The following is a 19,416-nucleotide window of genomic DNA, read 5'->3' on the forward strand; positions in this document are numbered from 1 at the left end:
TCGGCGGCGCCCGGCCGGCATCATTTCTGCGCGGGTTCGGCCGGGTCCGTCAGGCGCCCGGCGAGCATCGCGGCGAGCGCCGCGGTGCTCCCGTAGGTCCACAGGAGCGTGGGCGACAGCTTCATGCCGAACGCCGATTCCAGTCGGTTGCGCAGCTCCAGGCTCATCAACGAGTCAAGCCCAAGGGACTTGAAGGGCGCTTCACGGTCGATGGAGCCGGCCTCGAGCCGCAGGACCCGGCCGGCGAGTTCGCGGACCTTGCCCTCGACCAGGGTCGGGCGTTCGGCGTCGTCCGCCCGGCGCACCCGGCCCAGGAACTCCTCGCCGCCGCCGGGCCCGCCGCCGTCCCGGGCGAGCAGGGCCATGACGCCCCAGCTGGGCTGGGCCGCGGTCTCCGGATAGGCGTCGAACCAGTGCCGGGCGTCCAGCGGAACGTACGACACCACCCGGCCGGGTCCGTCCAGCAGATGGGCGAGGGCCTGCCAGGCCTCCGCGGCGGTGAACCCGGACATGCCGTGGTCGGCGAGCCGGTCACCGCGGATCGCGTCGTCGGCGGCGAGGCCGATGTCGGCGAACGGACCCCACTGGACGGCGAGCGCGGGCCGCCCCCGCCGCCGCCTGGCCTCGGCCAGCGCGTCCATGAAGACGTTGCCCGCCGCGTACCCGGCCTGGCCGGGGTTGCCGACCAGTCCGGCCACCGAGGAGAACAGCACGAACAGGTCGAGCGGGTCGTCCCGGGTGAGCTCGTCCAGGTGGCGTGACCCGTCGACCTTCGGCCCCAGGACCTTCACCAGCTGATCGGCCGTCAGGTTGCCGATGACGGCGTCGTCGAGCACGCCCGCCGCGTGGAACACGCCGCGCAGCGGCGGCAGCTGGCCGCGTACGGCGTCCAGGGCCGTGGCCAGCGCCGCACGGTCGGCGACGTCCACGGCGAGCGTGGTGACCTCGGTGCCCCGCGTCCTGAGCTCCTCGATACGGCGTTCGGCGGCGGCACCGGGCCGGGAGCGGCCGAGCAGGACGACGGAGCGGGCGCCGCGGTCCGCGAGGAACTCCGTGAGGGACAGACCGAGCGCGCCCAGTCCGCCGGTGACGAGATAGGTGGCGTCGGGCCGCAGCCGGCCCGCCGGCAGCGGTTCCGGAGCGACGGAGGCGACCTGTCCGGGCCCGGTGAGCACGAGCTTGCCGGTGTGCTCGCCGCGGGCCATGGAACGCAGCACCTCGGCGGCGTCGGCGAACGGGTGCTCGGTCACCGGCAGCGGCGGCAGGGTGCCGTCGGTCACGCGCTGCCAGACCGCGTCCAGGATCCGCGCGAAGCGGGCCGGGCGGCGGGTGATCAGACCGGCCACGTCGACGGCCGCGAAGCTGGTGCCCTTGGCGAAGCTGCGCAGACCGAGGGTGCGCGAGGCGTAGATGTCCCGCTTGCCGACCTCGATGAACCGGCCGTCCTCGGCGAGCACGGCCAGGCCCTGCTCGATCGCCGCGCCCGCCAGCGAGTTGAGGACCACGTCCACGCCCCGCCCGCCGGTGATCCGCCGTACCTCGTCGGCCCAGGACAGGTCGCGGGAGTTCAGGACGTGCTCGATGCCCATCTCCCGCAGCGCCGCCCGCTTGGCCTCGGTGCCGGCCGTGGCGACGACGTGGGCGCCCAGGGCGCGGGCCACGCCGACCGCGGCCAGCCCCAGTCCGCCGGCCGCGGAGTGGATCAGCACGGTCTCCCCGGCCTCCAGCGCCGCCTTCTCCGCCAGGGAGTACCAGGCGGTGGCGGTGACCAGCGGCAGGGCGGCGGCCTGGGCGGGCGTCAGCTGCTCCGGAAGCGGCCTGACGTGCTCGGCGCGCGCCGTCAGGTGGGAGGCGAGGGCGCCGAAGCCGCAGGCCACCACCCGGTCGCCGACGGCGACCCCGGTCACCCCGGGGCCCACCGCGGTGACCGTGCCGGCGCACTCGCCGCCCAGCAGCCCGGCACCGGCCGAGTCGTCCGGGTAGGTGCCCATGGCCTTCATGACGTCGATGAAGTTGACGGCGGCCGCCTCGACCGCCACCTCGACCTGGCCGACGGCGGGCGCGCTGCGGGCCAGCGGACGGAACGCCAGCCCCTCCCACAGTCCCGACGCGTCCGGGCGCAGCCGGAACGGCTGGGCCGCCCCCGTCCACGGCAGCCGTGCCGTGACCGGGTCCTCCTCCTCGCCGCGCACCAGCCGGCCCACCAGGCGCCGGTCGCCGCGCAGCACGCTCTGGTCCTCGGTGTCCGCGGACAGCAGCAGCGCGGTGAGCGGCCCGGTCCAGTCGCCGGCCGCGGCGCGCACGTCGACCAGCGACGCGGCGAGCTCGGGGTGTTCGCGGCGCAGCACCCGGCCGAAGCCCCAGTACAGTGCCGCCCCCGGGTCGGGTGACTCGTCGGCGGACACGCCCTGCGCCCCGTCGGTGACCACCACGGTCCGCGGCGGCACCGGCAGCGCGGTGGCCGCCCGGACCACGTCGGCGAGCCGGAGCAGTCCGGCCCGCTGGTCCGCGAGGCCACGCTCCGCGCCGGGCGCGAGGAAGACCAGCCCGTCCGGGGCGTCGCCCTCGCGCAGCCGGTCCGCCGCGTCCGGCCCGGCCGGCAGCACGGTGGCGGTGGCGCCCCGGGCGGTGAGCGCGGCGGCCAGTTCCGCGCCGGTGCCGGCGGCGTCGTACAGCACCCAGTGGCCGGTGCCCACGGCCGGCGCCGCGGACGTCTCGTCGGCGTCCCGGAACTCCAGCCGGTGCAGCCGCGCCGGGTCCACCCGCCGCTCGTCGCCCGCCTCGATGGTCTGGAACCGCAGCCCGGTCATGCCCAGTACGGGCCGGCCCTCGTCGTCGTGGCAGACCAGGTCGAAGGTGTCGTCGCCGGTGCGGTGCGCGTGCGCCGAGACGGCCGTGACGACCGCGTCCCGGCCGAGCGCGAGGTCGACGCGGGCCACGGCGGTCGGCACGACGGTGGCGCCGCCCGGCACCAGGGCGAGGGTGACCTGGAGTGCGGCGTCCCACAGCGCGGGGTGCAGTTCGCCGGGGCGCACCCCGGCCAGGCAGGAGTCGGGCAGCCGTACGGTCCCGGCGGCCCGGTTGCCGGCCACGCGCAGTGCGGTCACGCCGCGGAAGGCGGGCCCGTAGTTCAGTCCGCGGGCGGCGCAGTCGGCGTAGAAGGCCTCGGCCTCCAGTTCCCGGGCGTCCTCCGGCAGTCCGGGCGGGACCGGCAGGTCCCGGCCGCCGGCGCCCACGCGGGCGGTGGCGTGCCGGGTCCAGGTGTCCGCGCCCTCGGGCAGCGAGGTGAGGGTGAAGCCCGCCGAGTCGGCGCCGTCCTCGCGCCACAGGGCGCCGACGCGGACCGGCTCGTCGGTGAGCGTCAGATCGCTGCGGAACCGTACGGAGTGCAGCGCCTCGGGGTTCTGCCCGGTGCGGGCCCGGGCGGCGGCCACCGCCAGCGCCAGCATCGCCGCGCCGGGCAGCACCACGGCGTCGTACACCCGGTGGTCGCGCAGCCAGGGCAGGTCGTGCAAGGACAGTTCGGTACGGCCCTCGTGGACGTCCTGCTCGGTGGCGGACGGGGTGAAGGCGAAGGCCAGGCCACCGCCCGGCGCCGTGCTGCGCCGGGGCACGTCGGGCAGCCAGAAACGGGACCGCTGCCACGGGTACGGCGGCACGGCCGCCCCCGGCCGGGCGGGCAGCGCACCGAACGGAGCCAGGCCCTCCGTGTAGGCGCGGCCCAGCGCGCGGGTGAAGTCGGTGAGCGCGCCCTCCTCGCGGCGCAGACTGGGCAGCACCGCCACGGGTGTCTCACGGGCGGCCGCCAGCTGCTCCACGGCCGGCGTCAGCACGGGGTGCGGGCTGATCTCCACGACGTGGGTGACGCCGGCGTCCAGCAGCGCGGACAGGGCGTCCGCGAACATCACCGGCCGGCGCAGGTTGGCGGCCCAGTAGGCGGCGTCCAGTTCCTCGCCGCCGACCTCCCGGCCGACCACCGTGGACATCATCGGCACGGCGCCGCGGCGGGGCCGCACGGGCGCCAGCACCTCGACCAGCTCGTCGGTGAGCTCGTCCATGTGGTGGCAGTGCGAGGCGTAGTCGACGTTGACCAGACGGCAGAACGTGCCGTCCGCCTCCAGCAGTTCCCGCAGCATCAGCACCGCGTCCGTGTCGCCCGACAGCACGCAGGAGGACGGGCCGTTGTTCACGGCCAGGGACACGCTGTCCTCGAAGCCCTCCAGGGCCTTCTCGGCCTCCGCCACCCCGAGGTCGACGGCGAGCATCCGCCCCCGGCCCGCGGTGCGCTTGGCGAGCCGGCTGCGCAGGGCGATGATCCGCGCCCCGTCCTCGTAGGACAGGTGCCCGGCGATGGTCGCGGCCGTCACCTCGCCCTGGCTGTGCCCGACCACCACGTCCGGTGCGACGCCGGCGGCCCGCCACAGCTCGGCGATGCCCAGGGACATCGCCCACAGGGTCGGCTGGAGCATCTCGACGTGCTCCAGCCAGTCGTCGCCCGCCGTGCCGGAGACGATGGCCTCCAGGTCCCACGGGAAGTGCGGGTCCAGCGCCCGGGCGCAGCGCCCGATCACCTGCGCGAACAGCGGGGACTCGGCGTACAGCCGCCGGCCCATGCCGGCCCACTGCGAGCCCTGCCCGGGCAGCACGAAGGCGACCCGGCCGCGTTCCCTGGCCCGGCCGGTGACCACTCCCGGGATCTCCGCGCCGGGGTCGGCGGCGAACAGGCCCAGCCGGTCCCGCAGTCCGGCCACGTCCGAGGCGGTGACGGCGGCGCGCGCCGGGAAGTGGTCGCGCTCGTTGCCGAGCGTCCCGGCCAGGCGTACGACACCGTCGGTGTCCTCGGGCAGCGCGGCGAGCACGTCCTCGGCGCGGCGGCGCAGCGCGGCGTCGTTGTGCGCGGTCAGCGGCAGCAGCAGCGCGCCGGGCGCGGGCACCGAGGGGGGCTCGTGCACGGGCGGGGTGCGCAGCACCACGTGGGCGTTGGTGCCGCCCCAGCCGAAGGAGTTGACGCCCGCGTACAGGGTGCCGTCGGCCGGCAGGTCGACCGGCTCGGTGGCGACCTTCAGGTTGTGCTCGGCGAACGGGATCTTCGGGTTGGGTTCCTCGGCGTGCAGGCTGCGCGGGATGTGCCGGTGCCGCAGCGCCAGCACGGTCTTGACCAGCCCGGCCAGTCCGGCTGCTGCCTCCAGGTGACCGATGTTGCTCTTGGCGGAGCCGATGAGCAGCGGCCCGGAGCCGGCGGGGCGGGCCCGGCCCAGGGCGCTGCCCAGCGCCTCGGTCTCGATCGGGTCGCCGCGCAGGGTGCCGGTGCCGTGCGCCTCGACGTAGGCGAGCCGGTCCAGGGGGACGCCCGCCCGCTCGTACACCCCGCGCAGGAGGTCCGCCTGCGCCTCGATGTTCGGCGAGACCAGGCTGTGCCCGCCGCCGTCGTTGTTGACGGCGCTGTCCACGATGACGCCGTGGACGCGGTCGCCGTCGGCGATCGCCCGGTCCAGCCGCTTGAGCCAGACCCCGACCGCGCCCTCGCCGCGCACGAACCCGTTGGCCCGGGCGGAGAACGCCCGGCAGTGGCCGTCGGGCGACAGGCCGCCGAAGTGGGTCAGCCCGATGGAGTTGTCGGGCGCCAGGATCAGGTTGACGCCGCCGACGAAGGCGCCGTCGAGGTCGCCGGAGCGCAGCGCGCCCGCGGCCAGGTCCAGCGCGACCAGGCCCGAGGAGCAGCCCGTCTCCACGACCATGCTGGGGCCCCGCAGCCCGAGGAAGTACGAGATGCGGGCCGCGATGATGTCCAGGGCGCTGCCGACGGCGGTGTGCTGGGTGGTCGGGACCCCCCGCTCCTTGCGGTTGGTCTGGTAGTCGTGCCACAGCGCGCCCACGTACACGCCGGTGCGGCTGCCGCGGACGGCGGCGGCCGGCACGCCGGCGTGCTCCAGGGTCAGCCAGCCGATCTCCAGCATCAGCCGCTGCTGCGGATCGAGGTCCTCCGCCTCGCGCGGCGAGATGCCGAAGAAGCCCGGGTCGAACTGGTCGACGTCGTCCAGCAGCGCGGCCACCGAGGGGATCTTCCGGGCCGGGTCGAGCTGCGCGGAGGTGTCCCAGCGCTCCGGCGGCACCGGACGCACCGCCTCCGCGCCGTCGGTCAGCAGCCGCCAGTACGCGTCGATGTCCGGTGCGCCGGGGAAGCGGCCCGCCATGCCGATCACCGCGATCGGCACCGGCCTGCGTGCGGTGGACGGGGACTCGTCAGTCATGCGTGCTCACCTCGAACGGGCTCGGGTCGGCGGCGTCGACCGCGCGCGGCCCGCCGGTGCGGGCGAGGGCCAGGTCGGCGTCGTCGATGGCGTGCTGGGCGTTGATGACCTTGTTGAAGACCCGGTACTTGCCGGGGAACGCGTTGAGCAGGCGGAAGCGGAGCCGGCGCAGCCGCACCCCGCGCGGGTCGCCGACCGCGAGCGCGGCCTCCTGCATCCGCTGGAAGCGGGTGACGTGCGTCTTGTGCGCGCGCCGCGCCGCCACGAAGTCGGCCAGCTCGGCCCGGGTGACGACGCGCTCCGGGCCGCCGCGGGCGAGGGCGCGGGACAGCACCGGGACCAGCGTGATCGAGTCCTGCATGGCGAGGTTGACCCCCTGGCCGAGGATCGGCGTCGCGGTGTGCGAGGCGTCCCCGATCAGCAGCAGGCCGTCGCGCGCCCACTGCTCCATCTCCGCGGTGAAGATCTCCAGGAAGCCGGTGTCGTCCCAGGACCGCAGGTGCTCGTCGACGAGCGGCGCGAGCTGCGGGGAGATCCGCATGATGCCCTGCTTGAAGGCGTCGAAGCCGGCGGCGCGCAGCTCGCCCAGCCCCCGCTTGGGCAGGTTGTGGCCGACGCGCAGCGTGTCCGGGAAGGTCGGCAGGATCACCAGGTGCTTGTCCCGCTCGACGACGAGCTGGGCGGCGCTGCCCCACTCCGGCGGCCGGGGCAGCTTGAACGACAGGAAGTCGCGGGCCATCGGCTGGATGTCGGCGGCCAGTTTGGACGCCTTGCGGACCTTGGAGAAGCGTCCGTCGGCACCGATCACGATCCGGGCGCGCACCGGCACCCGCTCCTCGCGGCCCCGGCCCAGGACCGCGCCGCGTATCTCACCGCCCTCCTCGATGAGCGAGGAGAAGCTCCAGCCCTTCAGGTAGACGTAGCCCTGGAGGTCCTCCGCGGCCCGGTTGAAGATGCGGATCAGGGCGGGCTGCGGAATGTCGATGGGCAGCGGCTGGTCCTTGAACCGGCGGTAGTCGACGTGCAGCACCGGGCGGCCCTCGGCGACCGTGGTGACCGAGGTGGTCTCCAGGAAGCCGTGCGCGCGCAGGGCCGGGCCGAAGCCCAGCCGGTTCAGCGAGGTCACCGACGGCGCGGCGATGGTCTCCCCGCGGAAGCTGCGCTCCAGGTCGGTCTGCTTCTCCACCAGGACGGTACGGATGCCGCGGCGGGCCAGCAGGGTGGCGAGCAGGGAGCCGGCCGGGCCGCCCCCGATGACGAGGACGTCGGTCTCGGCCGGCGCGCGGCCGGCCACGGACGGGTTGGTGTGATCGGTCATGCCGGCTCCCAGTTCTCCAGCCGGCGCTTCACGCCGGCGAGGATTTCGGCGGCCATCGCGCCGTCGATGACGCGGTGGTCGAAGACGAGCGAGAGGGTCAGGACGGGCGCGACGACCACGCTGCCCGCGCGTACGGTGGCGGCGTCGGCGATGTGGCCGACGCCGAACCCGAGCGTCCCGGAGATCAGCGGCAGGATCGCCCCGACCGGCTCGTGGCCGATCGAGGTGACCGCGAAGGTGCCCTGCAGCAGGGCCCGCCGCCCCGGGTCACGGGACATGACCCGGTACAGCAGCCGGAACGCCGGCAGCGGCAGCCGCTGGAGCCGGCGCACCCGCGCGAACGGCCCGTCCGGGTCCTCCACCCGGGCCTTCTTGTAGACGTCGATGGTGCTCTGCACCCCGTGCACGTCCTTGTCCTGGACGTCCGGCACCGTGCCGGAGACCACGCAGCGCTGCCCGTCGACGGTCTTGTCGAACAGCACCTTGGCGTGCACCGACGGCGACACGCTGAGCCGCGGCGCACGGCCGCCGCGGAACACGGCGCGGGCCTCGGGGTACTTGTCGAGGACGTCGGCGGCGGCCTTCACGACGTAACTGACGTAGGAGGCGGGCCGCTCGGCCGCGGCCCGCGCGGCCCGCAGCGCGGTGGCGTCCACGTCCGCCATGAGGTACACGTGCGCGGTGCGGCGCGCCTCCTCCAGGAAGATGTACGTCCCCCGCCGCGCCGCGGGCAGCGGGACGGTGGCCATCGGGGTGCTCACGGCGCCTGCCCCCCGGCGGCGGCCACCACCGCGCCGATGTCGCCCGCGGTCTCGGCCGCGGCGAACCGCTCGTAGTCGAGCGGGGCGCCGGTCTCGCGCTCCAGGGCGACCAGGACCCGCAGCGCGTTGACGGAGTCCCAGCCCTCGACGGCGGACAGCGGGGTGTCCGGGCCGAGCGCGTCCTCGTCGGCGTCCAGCAGCCGGGCGATGGTCTCGACGACCGTCCGCTCGGCCGTGTCCAGGGCGGATGCTGTTCCCTCAGGGGGCATGGAAGGTCCCTTCGCCGGGGCCGATGCGCACCCATGCGGGCAGCTCGGCGAGTTGGGTGAGGTCGTGCCGGAAGTCGCCGCCCTGGCCGGTGAAGCCGAGCGAGGGGTAGAACTCCGCGAACCGCGCGTTCTTCGCCGTCGGTACGTGCCGCCCGCGCACGGCGGGGGCGCCCGCCTCCCGCGCGGCCCGCAGGACGAGCCCGACGACCGCGTCCTCCACGGACCGGGAGAACACCCGGCAGGAGAGCACGAAGTTCTCGATCAGCCAGGCGCCGTCCGGTTCGCGGACCAGGGTCAGCGCGGCGGCCAGGCCGTTGTCGCCGAACGCGTCGGTGACCCGGACGCCGTAGCAGCCGGCCGAGCCGTCCGCCACCGCCCGGGCCAGCTCGTCCGCGCCGTAGCGGATGCCGGTCAGGTTGAACTGGTTGGTCTTGCCGAAGAGCTGGGCGATCCGCGCGGCGTTGAGCGGGCCGTGGGCCTCCACGGTGATCGCGGTGTCCAGCTCGCGCAGGTAGTCCTCGACGTCGGTGACCGTCTCGCGCAGCCGCTCCCGCTCGGCGCGGGCCCGGTACATCGCCCCGCGGTCGCGGTCCTCCTCGGTCAGCCGCAGCTGGTTGAAGCGGCCGGAGGCGGCGAGCGCGGAGGCGTAACCGGCCGGGTCGGCCGGCAGGTCCACCACGGTCACCTCGGGCCGCTGCCGGGCCATCAGGCCGCGCTCGGCCGGGTTGTCGTCGACGAAGACCATCGCGTCGGTCCCGATGTTCAGCTCGGCGGCGATGTCCGCGACGTTGCCCGGCTTGGGGTCCCAGTTGGCGCGGAACGCGGCGAAGTCCCCGGTGCGCAGCACCATCTCGGGGTGCGTGCCGATCGCCTCGCGGGCCACGGCGTCGTCGTTCTTGGAGCACACGGCGAGCAGCACGCCCTGCCGCGACAGGTCCTTGGCCAGGCGCTGCAGCTCGCTGTGGGCCGACCCGGGGAACGCCCCGCCGATCTTCAGCGCGCCCACGCCGTCGTCACCGACGACGCCGCCCCACAGGGTGTGGTCCAGGTCGAGCACGAGGCACTTGGCGGCCCGGCCCAGCCGGGCCAGCACCACGCGGGCGACCTCACGGGCGTAGGCGTCCAGGAATTCCGGGCCGTAGGCGTGCGAGGCGATGTGCCGCATGCGGTCGGTGGCCGCCCACCGGGCGCCGGCCCGTTCGGCGAGCGCGTCCGCGGACAGCACCACGGTGCCCGGGCGTCCGGCGAGGTCGAGCACGGCCGCGTTCATGCGCTGCCAGGCCGCCTCGACGCGCGCCCGGGTGGCGTAGTCGACGAACCGGTCGCGCCGGGCGGCGCCCAACGGCACGGTGTTCAGCACCGCGAGGGTGCCGAGGTGACGCTCGTACGCCTGGAGCCAGGACGCCAGTTCGGCGGGGAACGCGGCACAGCGCGCCACCACCTCGTCGGCGTCCAGCGGGTCGGTGACCTTCTCGAAGACGGCGGTGTCGTCCAGGAGGCAGGCGGTGACGGCCGGCCGGTGCTCCCGCAGCGTCGGCGCCCCGGCCAGGATTTCCATCCGCCACTGGTTGAAGCCGGTGGCCGCCGTGTCGGGCTGGACGCCCTCGGCCAGCAGCGCGGCCGTCAGCAGCGGCGGTACGGGGTCGGCGGTGGAGGAGCCGAGCAGCGCCAGGGGTACGGGGGTGAACGCGCCGGACTCCGCGAGCGCGGTGCGGGCCGCCCGGCCGTCGAGCAGCGCGCCGGCCGCCTCCCGGTCGAGGGGGTCGCCGAGGGCGGCGAGGACCGCGCGCACCCGGTGGGCCGAGCCGCCGAGTTCCCCGGCGCGCTTCAGGGCCCGCAGTTCGGTCAGGCCGCCGGTGGCCGGCCGGGCGGGGGCCGTGGTCATCGCACGGCTCCATTCTGGTGGCGCAGGGCCAGGCCCGACAGGATCCACTTGGAGGACTCGACGTTCGCCACCAGCAGCCGGCCGCCGGTCCCGAGGCCGGAGCGGATGCGCTGCATGGCCCGGTTGAGCTGGACGAAGGGCACGGCGTTGCCGTTGTTGCCGGTGTCCGCCACGCAGTTGACGGCCTGTTCGGGCCGCACGCCCAGGCGCTTGCGGATGCCGTCGGTCATCACGCCGTTGAGCTGGGGCAGCAGCACGTGCTCGACCTCGTCCAGCCGCCAGCCGGTCTCGGCCGCCAGCTCCTTGAAGATGGTCTCGGCGTGCTCCGGGACGTGGTGCTCGATGGCCTTGTAGTCCTCCTCGCCCCACGGTTCGCGCACCGGGCCGTCGGGCCCGTCCGTCACCGGCGCGCCCTCGGTGCCGAACCAGCGGGCGACCTGCGCGGGCGAGCGGCCCATGCCGGTGGTGCGCAGGAAGAGGTGCTCGACCAGCAGCCCCGGCCCGTCCGGGTCGGCGTCGACCACGACCGCGCCGGCGCCGTCCCCGAACAGGGCGAAGTTGATCAGCTCGGCCGGTGACATGCCGGCGATCTCACCGCTGGAGGGGAACAGCTTCAGACAGGTGTCGGCGCCGATGACCAGCCCCCGGCGCAGTCCGGAGGCCAGCAGCGCGCGGGCGGTGTAGAGGCCGGTGAGGGCACCGGCGCAACCCGACATCAGCTGGAAGGTGGGCACGTCGTTGAGGCCGATGCGGTCGGCGACCAGGTTCACGGTGGCCGGCATCAGGTGGTCGGGGGAGGCGGTGGTCAGCACCAGGAAGTCGAGGGACGCCACGTCGGTGCCGGCGTCGGCGAGCGCGGCGGTGGCCGCGGCCACCGCGAGGTCGGAGGTGCTCTTGGGGACGGAGGGCGGGGAGTCCGTCCGGCAGAAGTACCGGGAGCGGTTCCCGGTCATCATGTCCAGCCACTTCTCGTGCAGGCCGAAGCGCTCGGCCATGTCGCGGTTGGTGACCGGCTCGCCGGGGAGGACCTCGCTGAATCCGCTGAGCCTCATGCCGCCACCTCCGCGAGGACGGTGTTGACCAGGTCGAGCAGGGCGCGCGGTGTGTCCGCGGCGGCGATCCGGTCCCGGTCCAGCTCCACGCCGTACTCCCGCTGGATGCGGCCGGTGGTCTGGAGCAGCATCAACGAGTCGCACTCCAGGTCCTCGAAGACGACGTCGAGGGCCCGGGTGTCGATGACGCTCGCGGACCCGTGGTCCTGGAACTCGAGCATGATCGCGCCGAGTTCCCGGAGGGTGAGTTGTGCCATGGTCGGTTACCCCTTCGCAGGCGGCGGTTCGTCCGTTCGGCGTGGTCGGGTCGTGCCGGCGCGGCCCTGTCGTCCGTACCGCTCCTACGGCGGTCCGGTGGGCCTGGTGGCCCGGTGGGCCCGGCGGCGCGTGGTGCGGGGCGAGCGCCGGATGCCGGGATGCTTCTCGCGGAGCACCTGCGCGCGCGGTGGGAAGTGACGACTGCGGTCCGGACACGGTCCAGGGGCCGGGACAGCGGGCTTGTGGCCTCTGTCCCGGCCCGGGCGCCTCCGATGGACGCCGCCCCAGGTCCCGAAGCGGTCTCATCGGCGAGTCCACAGTGGCGGTGGGGGCTTGACACGACCTCGAGCCGGGGTGGAAGGGGCGGGGCCGTCGGGCGGTCCGGCCCGACGGTGCGGCTTCCCTGCCGCGGACGGCGCGCGCGGGAGCCGCCGGGGCGGGGGGAAGGGGCACCCCGGCGGTGTCCCGGGCGGCCGTTGCCGTACGGGAGGCTGCCCCCGCCGGCACCTCCGCCGGCACCTCCGCCGGCACCTCCGCCGGCACCGTTGCCGGCTTCGCCCGGTTCCGCGCCGGGGCCGACGCCGTACGGCTCGGGCCTCGGCGGGGCCACCGCGCACGCAACCGGCCCCGTGCTGCCCTGTCGGGCGTCACGGGGCCGTCCGGGGCACGTGGTGCGGCTCAGCGGTCCAGGGAGCCGATGGCCGCCAGGATCTGACGGTTCAGGGCCGTGCCGGCGCGGGTGTCCGGCTGGTCCGAGCGCCGGGTGTCCTGCAGGGCGAGGGCCGCGAGATGGCCCGTGGGCAGGTCGAACGTGGCGAACCGCCAGGTGTCGTCGGTGACGGGCGTACCGTCGGACCGTTCGAGCAGGATCGTTTCGGCGGCCGTGGTCCCGTCGGTCCCCGCCGGTCCCGCCACCGATCCCGCCGCCGGTCCCGTTCCCTCCCCCGCGTCCCCGCCCGTGCGGAACCCGAACTCGGTGAACGGGAACCTCAGTCCCTGCCCCAGGGCCTTGCTGTACGCCTCCTTCAGCGTCCACAACGACAGCAGCATCCCGTTGCGCTCCTCGTCCGCCGTCGCGGCCAGCCGCAGCCGTTCCGGGGCCGTGCACATCAGGGTCTCCACGTCCCGTCCGCTCAACCGCCGCTTGAGCGGCTCGGCGTCGATCCCGATCAGCCCCAGCGAGGTGATCCCGCACATCAGCAGGTCGCCGGTGTGGCTCAGGCTCACGTCGATCTGGTCGTGACCGCGCAGGTGCACCCGCCCGTTGAGCCCGTAGCTGAGCTCCAGGGAGTTCGCCTCCGTGCCCAGCGCCACCGCCGCGCTGTGCCGGATCAGCAGCCGGGTGGCCAGGAACCGGTCACGCAGCTGCTCGCCGTTCAGCTTGCTGTAGCGCGCCCAGTCCCGCCCGAGCAGGAAACGGCGTTCCGCCTCCGGCGGCAGCAGTGGGCGCCAGTCGGCGAGCGAGGCGTACACCAGGCCCACGCCCGAGGTGTCCAGGTCGTGCAGGAGCCGGGCCCAGGGCCCGGAGGGCCCGTCGACCCGGCTCGGCGGGGGCAGGGGCGGCCGGCGGCCGCCACGCAGCGGGCTCATCCCGCGCACCCGGAGCGCAGCAGGTCCAGGCTGTGCGGGACACGGACCCGCTCCAGCACCTCGTCGCACAACTGGCCCTCGATCGAGCGGGGCAGCGCCGGCACGGACCTGCCCACCCGGCGCAGCAGCCGGTGCAGGGCGAGCGCCGCCCACGCCGGGTCGGTGAGGAAGGCGGAGCCGCCCGCGCCCGCGTTCAGCCACACGCCGACGCAGGCCGCCGCGGCCAGCACCAGCGCGTACCGCTCGCTGAGCGGGAAGCTGTGCGTGTCCAGCAGTAATCCGCCCGCGGAGCCGGTGAGCCTGCCCGCCTCCTCCCGGATCTCGGCCGCCTCGGCGCACAGCCCGGCGACCAGCTCCCGCATCAGGTCCGCGTGGTCCTGCCCGGTGAGCGCGTCGGGCAGCCGGAGCGCGGCGTGGGCGAGGTAGTCGATCAGTCCGTCGCCGCCGCCGAACACGGCGAGCCGCTCGCCGTCCATGGGCGGCAGCGGCACCTCGAGCCGGAACAGATCGGCGGGGGTCGGGGCCGCGGCGGGCGCGCCGGGCGCCAGCGCCGGCAGGTAGGGCGCGATCACCGACTGGCAGATGGCGCTGCTGACGTGCCCGAACGTGATCGTGGACAGGTCCCGCAGGTGCTTGCGGAAGACGGCGTTGTGGCCCTGGTCGGCGTGGAACGCGTCGCCCATCACGGCCGACAGGTCGTACAGGGCCTCGCTGACGATCTTGGGCACGATGTACTTGGTGACCGCCGTGAGCACGTCGCACTGGTCGGGCAGCAGATGCACCGAACGGCTCGCCGTCAGCGAGAGGCAGTCGGCGACCAGCAGGTCGACGAAGGTCCCGGCGATCGCCGAACGGGTCGACGCGTCCCCGGCCGGCCCGCCGAACTCCCGCTCCTGCGCGGCGCGTACGGCGGCCCGCAGCGCGGTGTCGGCGAGCCCGACGGTCATGGACGGGAAGACGGCGTGCACGGCGGGGTAGGCGCGCAGGCTCAGCGCGACACCGTCGCCCCAGGTGCCGACCAGCGACTCGCCCGGCAACGGGCAGTCGACGAACTCCAGGCCGGCCGCCTGCACGCCCCGTACCCCGGTCGTCCGGTGCCGGCCGAGGGCGCGCACGCGCGCGGGCGGCACCATGGCCGGGTCGAACATCAGGATCGAGTAGTCGGTGTCCCCGTCGCCGGTGCGCACGAAGCCGATGACGAGCTCCGCCGTGTGCGCGTTGTTGATGGCGTTCTTGCGGCCGTTGAGCCGCAGCATGCCGTCGTCGCTCCAGGCGGCGGTGTACTCCTGGGAGTGGAACGCGCTCTCGTGCTCGAAGCGCTGGCAGGCCACTCCCACCGTGCCGCCCCGCAGGATCACCGAGGCCATCCGGCCGCACTGGCGCGCGTCGCCGTTCAGCCAGACCATCTGGGCGCCCAGGAACGGGGTGAAGCCGTGGCTGAAGGCCAGGGCCGGGTCGCGGCGGAAGACCGGCCGCATCACCAGGCCGAGCAGGTCGGCGCCGGCCATCCGCCCGCCGAGCGACTCGGGTACCAGTTCGGCGGGCAGACCGAGGCTCTGGAACCGCCGGACGCCGACCGCCGAGGTCTGTCCCGACCGGTCCGCCTCCAGGACCGCGTCGAACCCCATCGGGTTGTCGGGGTGCCACGGATCGCCCAGGCCGTCCTCGATCTCGTCGAGGCGCGCACGGAGCCGGGTCAGCCGGTCGGGCCGCCATTGTGAGTCGCCGCCGGTGACGGCGGCGATGATGTCGTCGTGTTCCTGCATGGTCACCCCAGGGCGGTCGCGTAGGACAGTCCTTCGCACGGTGACCCCATGGGCTGGAGACGCCCTCGACCGGGAGTCGAGGCGGCGTTCCGGGCCGGTTGCCGACGGGCATCGGAGGCATCGGTGGGGCCGGGGACGGCGACGGTGGCGGACGGGCCCGCGGGGAGGGCAGGGAGGGGCGACGCCGGAAGGACCTCGGTGGGCAGGAGGGAGCGGGGTGGGCCGGAGGGGCTGGGGGAGCCGGGCGGGCAGGTGACGGAATCGCAGGTGACGGACGCGCTGTCCGCGGCCGGAGGCGGGTACGACCGGGACGGTCAGCGGTGCCAGGGCCGCCGCCGTGGCGGCGTCACCCCGTCCAGCAGCCAGCGCCGTACCGCGCGGCCCGACGGCGCGGTGCCGCCCCCGGCCGGGAAGGCGCGGAACTCGCTGTGCGCCAGGGCGAGTCTCAGCAGGGCCAGGTCCTGCGGCGGGGTGAGCGGGTCATCGGCCGCGTAGGCGACGCGCACCAGCCCGTTCAGCGCGTAGAGCGTCTCCGGGCGCAGCGCCAGAGCGCCGAGCGCCTCGGGCAGCAGGTCGCGGCGACCGGCCCCGGTCATCCGTACGAGGGAGTCCAGATCGTCCTTCGGGAGGGACAGCAGCAGCTCCGGTTCGTCGAACAGCCGGGCCACCGGCGCGCCGACGAGCTGGACGACCCGGATCCGGTCGTCCCGGGCGGCGCTGTCCAGCGCGAGCCGCCCGCCGAGGCCGAAGCCGATCACATGGACGTGCTCGGTCACCGCGTCCCGGGCGCGGTCGTCGATGAGCCGGGAGAGCGACGCCTCGAAGTGGCCCGGGCGCAACGGCGCCGGGGCCGGCACGGTGGCGACCACGGCGTGTCCGCGGCGCACCAGCCGGGTCAGCAACGGTACGTACCGATGCGGTCCGCCGAGGCTTCCCGTGATCACGACGGCCAAGGGCCTCGGTCGCCGGCGGTCCAGCCCTCCGCTCCACCACACCGGCCTCTCGCCTGCCATCAGACCCCGGCCACGTGACCGGTAACAGGGCTGGTCATCACTTACTCCTCCCACGGCGGCACGACGGCCCGCGGATCCCGGAAAAACGGCACGAGTGTCCCCGCGGCGGCTCGAGGGCCGCTGAAGCCGGAGGCGGGGGGAGGGCGGCCTCCGCGTCGAGCCCGGTTCGAGCCGGACGTGAGCGCTCCGGGGAACGCTCACGGGAGGGGGCGGCCGGCAGAAGGAGACGGGTGTGGGACGCAGACGAGGCGGTGTGGTGGTGCGCCGGGCGGTGAGCGCCGTGACGGCGGTCTACCGGGCGCTGGTCGTCCACGGAGCGTGCTGGGTGCCGCTCCCGGCGGAGGAGTTGCGGCGGTTCCTGGACGGCGGGTACGCGGGTGCCGGGAAGGACGGCCAGGACGCGGGTGCCGGACACGGCGGCCGGTACGCGGAGGCCGGGCAGGCCGGCGACGACGGCGTACCGCCCGACGGGCACTCGTACCCGTACCCGGACCCGGACCCGAACTCGTACCCGGCCTCGCACCCGGACCCGCACCGGGCCGGGCGGTCCGCGCGCGGCGTGCGGTTGACGGGACCCGGACCCGGGCATCCGGAACGGTTGCGGCGGGACATCCCGCTCACCGCCCTGGAGCGGCGGCTGCGGCGGGAGCTGGACGCGCGTTGAGCGGGGACCGGTCAGACGGTCAGCCGGGGGGAGGCCTCCCGGGGGTCCGCCGCGTCCGCGACCGGCACCGCGTCCGCCGGCACCTGGACGACCAGCCGGAAGACCCCCGCCTCGTCGTCCCGGCCGGGCCCCACTCGCAGTCCGCCCCCGACGGAGGCGACCCGGGCGGCCAGGTTGCCGAGCCCCGTGCCGCTGGACGCGGTGCTCGCCGGCATCGAACTGCCCGCGCCGACACCGTCGTTGACCATCTCCAGCTCGACGAGCGTGTCCTTCTCGTCCATCGACGTGGTGATCGAGCAGGTGCTGGACTGGCTGTGCCGCAGCATGTTGGTCACGCCCTCGCGCAGCACCGTGGCCAGGATGGTGTTGGCGGTGGACGACAGGCCGGTGACGGACACGTCGATACGGGCGTCTATGCCGGCCGCCTTCAGGACCGAGCGGGCCGACTCCGCCTCCACCAGCAGCGACATGTCCCGGTAGCCGCGCGCCACTTCGCGCACGTCGGCCAGGGCCTGCCGGGCGATGGTGAGCACCTCGGCGACCTCGTCCCGGGCCCGCTGCGGGTTGGTGTCGATCAGCCGGGCGATCAGCTCGTTCTTCAGCGTGATGGAGGAGAGGCTGTAGCCGAGCAGGTCGTGCAGGTCGCGGGCGAACCTCAGCCGTTCCCGGGCGACCGCCATGCGGGCCAGCTCGTCACGGGACGCGTGGATGGCGGCCGCCAGTGAGGCGAGCCGGGCCACCGCGAACAGGACCAGCCCGGTGAGCGCCGTCGACACACCCATGTACGCGACGTTCACGGCACCGAGCGACTGGAGTGCCGAGATCACCACGACGGCGGCCGTGGTCAGGCCGAACAGGGCCCAGCCGGTGCCCCGCGACAGCAGGAGCAGTAACGATCCGGCGAGGAAGCCGGCCATGCCGCCCCACTGCCAGCCGAAGGCGACGAGCGGGGTGAAGGTCAGCACCGCCTGCAGCACGAGGCTCCACGGCAGCACGCGGGTGCGCAGGGCCGCCATGTGCGGGGCGGAGTGGAGGTACTGCAGGGCCGCGAGCACCGGAGGCACTCCCACGCACGTCATGAGTTCCGCGCCGCCGGGAGCGGAGTCCAGCACGTTCACCAACTGCATGAGCAGGTAACCCGCGAAGACCACGACGACCAGGACCGAGGCGATGGCCGGACTGGGGGCCGCGGAACTGACCGCGGACAGGTCCGGCGCGGCGGAACTGGTTCGCTTCGGCGGAACTCTGCGTCTGCGTTCGGCCATCTGCGACACCAGACCTCCAGTCGTCCTGGATCCCCGAACCGGCGTCCGAATCATAACGGAGGTGTGCATCCTGTGGAGGATTCACACAGGGCTTCCGGGAAGATGCCTGCTTTCCGGCAAAAGGTCCCGCTCGCCGGTCCGGTTGACGCGGGAATATGGCGACCAGTGAGGAATTCACATCCCCACACATGAGCCGCTAACTGGCTCGGGGCCAGCGGGATTGCGTTAACTCATGCCCAGCACAGAGGCGCAGCACCTTCACAGCACCGATCGCACAGCACCGATCGCACAGCACCGGTCGTACAGACCGGTCGCACAGACCGGTCGCACCAGACCGGTCGTACAGCACCGATCGCGCAGCACTGATCGCAGCACCGATCGCAAGGACAGTCCGGCGCCCCGCACGGCCCGGCGCGGAGGCAGCAGTTCCGGCCACCGCGTCCAGGGCCCCCGCTCCGCGGCGCCGCCCATGCGGTCGTCGGCACTCCGTACGACGCCTGGCTCACCGGCCCGCGGTACGACCGCGCCGGCGCGCAACAGCCGGGACGCAGCGCACAGCACGTCCTCTGCAGTACTGACGACACCCGGCGCCCGTGCGCGCCGTGCGAACCCAAGGGAGTCACCATGAACCAGTCCGTTTTCGCCGACCGGCAGTTCGACTCGTTCCTCGGCACCCCTGACGACGAGCTCCGGTTCGCCGAGCTGATGACCCACGCGTTCCTCGACCCGGAGACCGCCGGCCGCTACGCCGCCGCCCCGTCCGCGGTTCTGGCCGAGTTCGGACTCGCGGTCGGTGCCGGCACCCGGACGCCGGCCCTGCCGCGGCCCGCCGGGGAGGGCGTCGTGCGCGAGGACTACTCCGGACTGGGGGACGCGGGCGTGTGCCTGCTGACGCTGTGCATCGCCGACACGGAGTACGGCACGGTCGCCGGAACGGCCGCCGCGACCCGCTGAACCCGCTGAACCACACGACGACAGGGGGAGAGAGCATTGCGAGTGGGGTTCAGAAGACACGTACGCGCCGAGGTCGTCCCGGGCGAGGGGACGTACGTCGTGTCCGAACGGGGCATCGTCGCCTTCGAGGACGATCGGGTGGAGGTGATCGCTCCGCTGCTGGACGGCACGAGGGACTTCCGCACGCTGGTCGCCGACGCGGCACCCCGGTGTTCCGCGCTGGACGTGGCGATGGCCATCGGCAGGCTGAGCGAGGCCGAACTGATCAGCGGCGTCCCCGGGCCACCGAGGGGCGGACCGGCCTCCGGACCGGCCTCCGGACCGGCCTCCGGACCGGCCTCCGGACCGGCCTCCGGACCGGCCTCCGGAC

General features: G+C 74.6%; 13 protein-coding genes and 1 pseudogene. 3 read left to right on the forward strand and 11 right to left on the reverse strand.

Features of this window, described 5'->3' with window-relative positions:
* Positions 1-20: 20 nt before the first annotated feature.
* The 10 genes from ACP4J0_RS34680 to ACP4J0_RS34725 all read right to left on the reverse strand — a co-directional run bounded on the left by ACP4J0_RS34680 (position 21) and on the right by ACP4J0_RS34725 (position 16,094).
* Entirely contained in the window at positions 21-6,251 is a 6,231-nt protein-coding gene (locus ACP4J0_RS34680; RefSeq protein WP_426602860.1) for an SDR family NAD(P)-dependent oxidoreductase, read from the reverse strand.
* On the reverse strand, positions 6,244-7,569 hold the full coding sequence (locus ACP4J0_RS34685) for an FAD-dependent monooxygenase (RefSeq protein WP_426602862.1): 1,326 nt from the start codon (positions 7,567-7,569) through the stop codon (positions 6,244-6,246). The genes ACP4J0_RS34680 and ACP4J0_RS34685 overlap by 8 nt, the downstream gene beginning before the upstream one ends.
* Positions 7,566-8,330 carry a 2-oxo acid dehydrogenase subunit E2 gene (locus ACP4J0_RS34690; RefSeq protein WP_426602864.1) on the reverse strand — a complete coding sequence of 255 codons (765 nt, stop codon included), beginning with the start codon at positions 8,328-8,330 and terminating at the stop codon, positions 7,566-7,568. The genes ACP4J0_RS34685 and ACP4J0_RS34690 overlap by 4 nt, the downstream gene beginning before the upstream one ends.
* Positions 8,327-8,599, reverse strand: coding sequence for an acyl carrier protein (locus ACP4J0_RS34695; protein ID WP_426556532.1), 273 nt, complete (start codon positions 8,597-8,599; stop codon positions 8,327-8,329). The genes ACP4J0_RS34690 and ACP4J0_RS34695 overlap by 4 nt, the downstream gene beginning before the upstream one ends.
* A complete protein-coding gene (locus ACP4J0_RS34700) occupies positions 8,589-10,484 on the reverse strand; it encodes an HAD-IIIC family phosphatase (protein ID WP_426602866.1) in 1,896 nt (631 codons plus the stop codon). Before ACP4J0_RS34700 ends, ACP4J0_RS34695 begins: the two co-directional genes overlap by 11 nt.
* Positions 10,481-11,536: a 3-oxoacyl-[acyl-carrier-protein] synthase III C-terminal domain-containing protein gene (locus ACP4J0_RS34705; RefSeq protein WP_426602868.1), complete on the reverse strand. Its 1,056-nt coding sequence runs from the start codon at positions 11,534-11,536 to the stop codon at positions 10,481-10,483. Before ACP4J0_RS34705 ends, ACP4J0_RS34700 begins: the two co-directional genes overlap by 4 nt.
* Positions 11,533-11,793, reverse strand: a complete 261-nt coding sequence (locus ACP4J0_RS34710) for an acyl carrier protein (protein ID WP_398135827.1) — start codon at positions 11,791-11,793, stop codon at positions 11,533-11,535. Before ACP4J0_RS34710 ends, ACP4J0_RS34705 begins: the two co-directional genes overlap by 4 nt.
* A gap of 679 nt (positions 11,794-12,472) precedes the next feature.
* The gene (locus tag ACP4J0_RS34715; RefSeq protein WP_426602870.1) at positions 12,473-13,384 is read right to left on the reverse strand and encodes a 4'-phosphopantetheinyl transferase family protein; all 912 of its coding nucleotides are present in this window, start codon (positions 13,382-13,384) and stop codon (positions 12,473-12,475) included.
* Positions 13,381-15,156 (reverse strand): acyl-CoA dehydrogenase, encoded by a 1,776-nt coding sequence (locus ACP4J0_RS34720; RefSeq protein ID WP_426602872.1) that lies wholly within the window; start codon positions 15,154-15,156, stop codon positions 13,381-13,383. The genes ACP4J0_RS34715 and ACP4J0_RS34720 overlap by 4 nt, the downstream gene beginning before the upstream one ends.
* 308 nt (positions 15,157-15,464) lie before the next feature.
* Positions 15,465-16,094: an alpha/beta fold hydrolase gene (locus ACP4J0_RS34725; RefSeq protein ID WP_426602874.1), complete on the reverse strand. Its 630-nt coding sequence runs from the start codon at positions 16,092-16,094 to the stop codon at positions 15,465-15,467.
* Between the two features lie 301 nt (positions 16,095-16,395).
* Here ACP4J0_RS34725 and ACP4J0_RS34730 point away from each other — a divergent pair, with 301 nt between their 5' ends.
* Positions 16,396-16,827: a DUF6059 family protein gene (locus ACP4J0_RS34730; protein ID WP_426602875.1), complete on the forward strand. Its 432-nt coding sequence runs from the start codon at positions 16,396-16,398 to the stop codon at positions 16,825-16,827.
* An 11-nt stretch (positions 16,828-16,838) separates the two neighbouring features.
* Here ACP4J0_RS34730 and ACP4J0_RS34735 read toward each other — a convergent pair whose 3' ends face one another.
* The gene (locus tag ACP4J0_RS34735; protein ID WP_426602877.1) at positions 16,839-18,092 is read right to left on the reverse strand and encodes a sensor histidine kinase; all 1,254 of its coding nucleotides are present in this window, start codon (positions 18,090-18,092) and stop codon (positions 16,839-16,841) included.
* 624 nt (positions 18,093-18,716) lie between these two features.
* On the opposite strand from ACP4J0_RS34735, the gene ACP4J0_RS34740 reads away from it, so the two are divergent.
* Positions 18,717-19,046, forward strand: coding sequence for a hypothetical protein (locus tag ACP4J0_RS34740; RefSeq protein ID WP_426602879.1), 330 nt, complete (start codon positions 18,717-18,719; stop codon positions 19,044-19,046).
* 42 nt (positions 19,047-19,088) lie between these two features.
* Positions 19,089-19,416 (forward strand): annotated as a pseudogene (locus tag ACP4J0_RS34745) (TOMM precursor leader peptide-binding protein); the annotation flags it as partial.

Source organism: Streptomyces sp. WG7 (assembly GCF_049975785.1).
Lineage (GTDB): Bacteria > Actinomycetota > Actinomycetes > Streptomycetales > Streptomycetaceae > Streptomyces.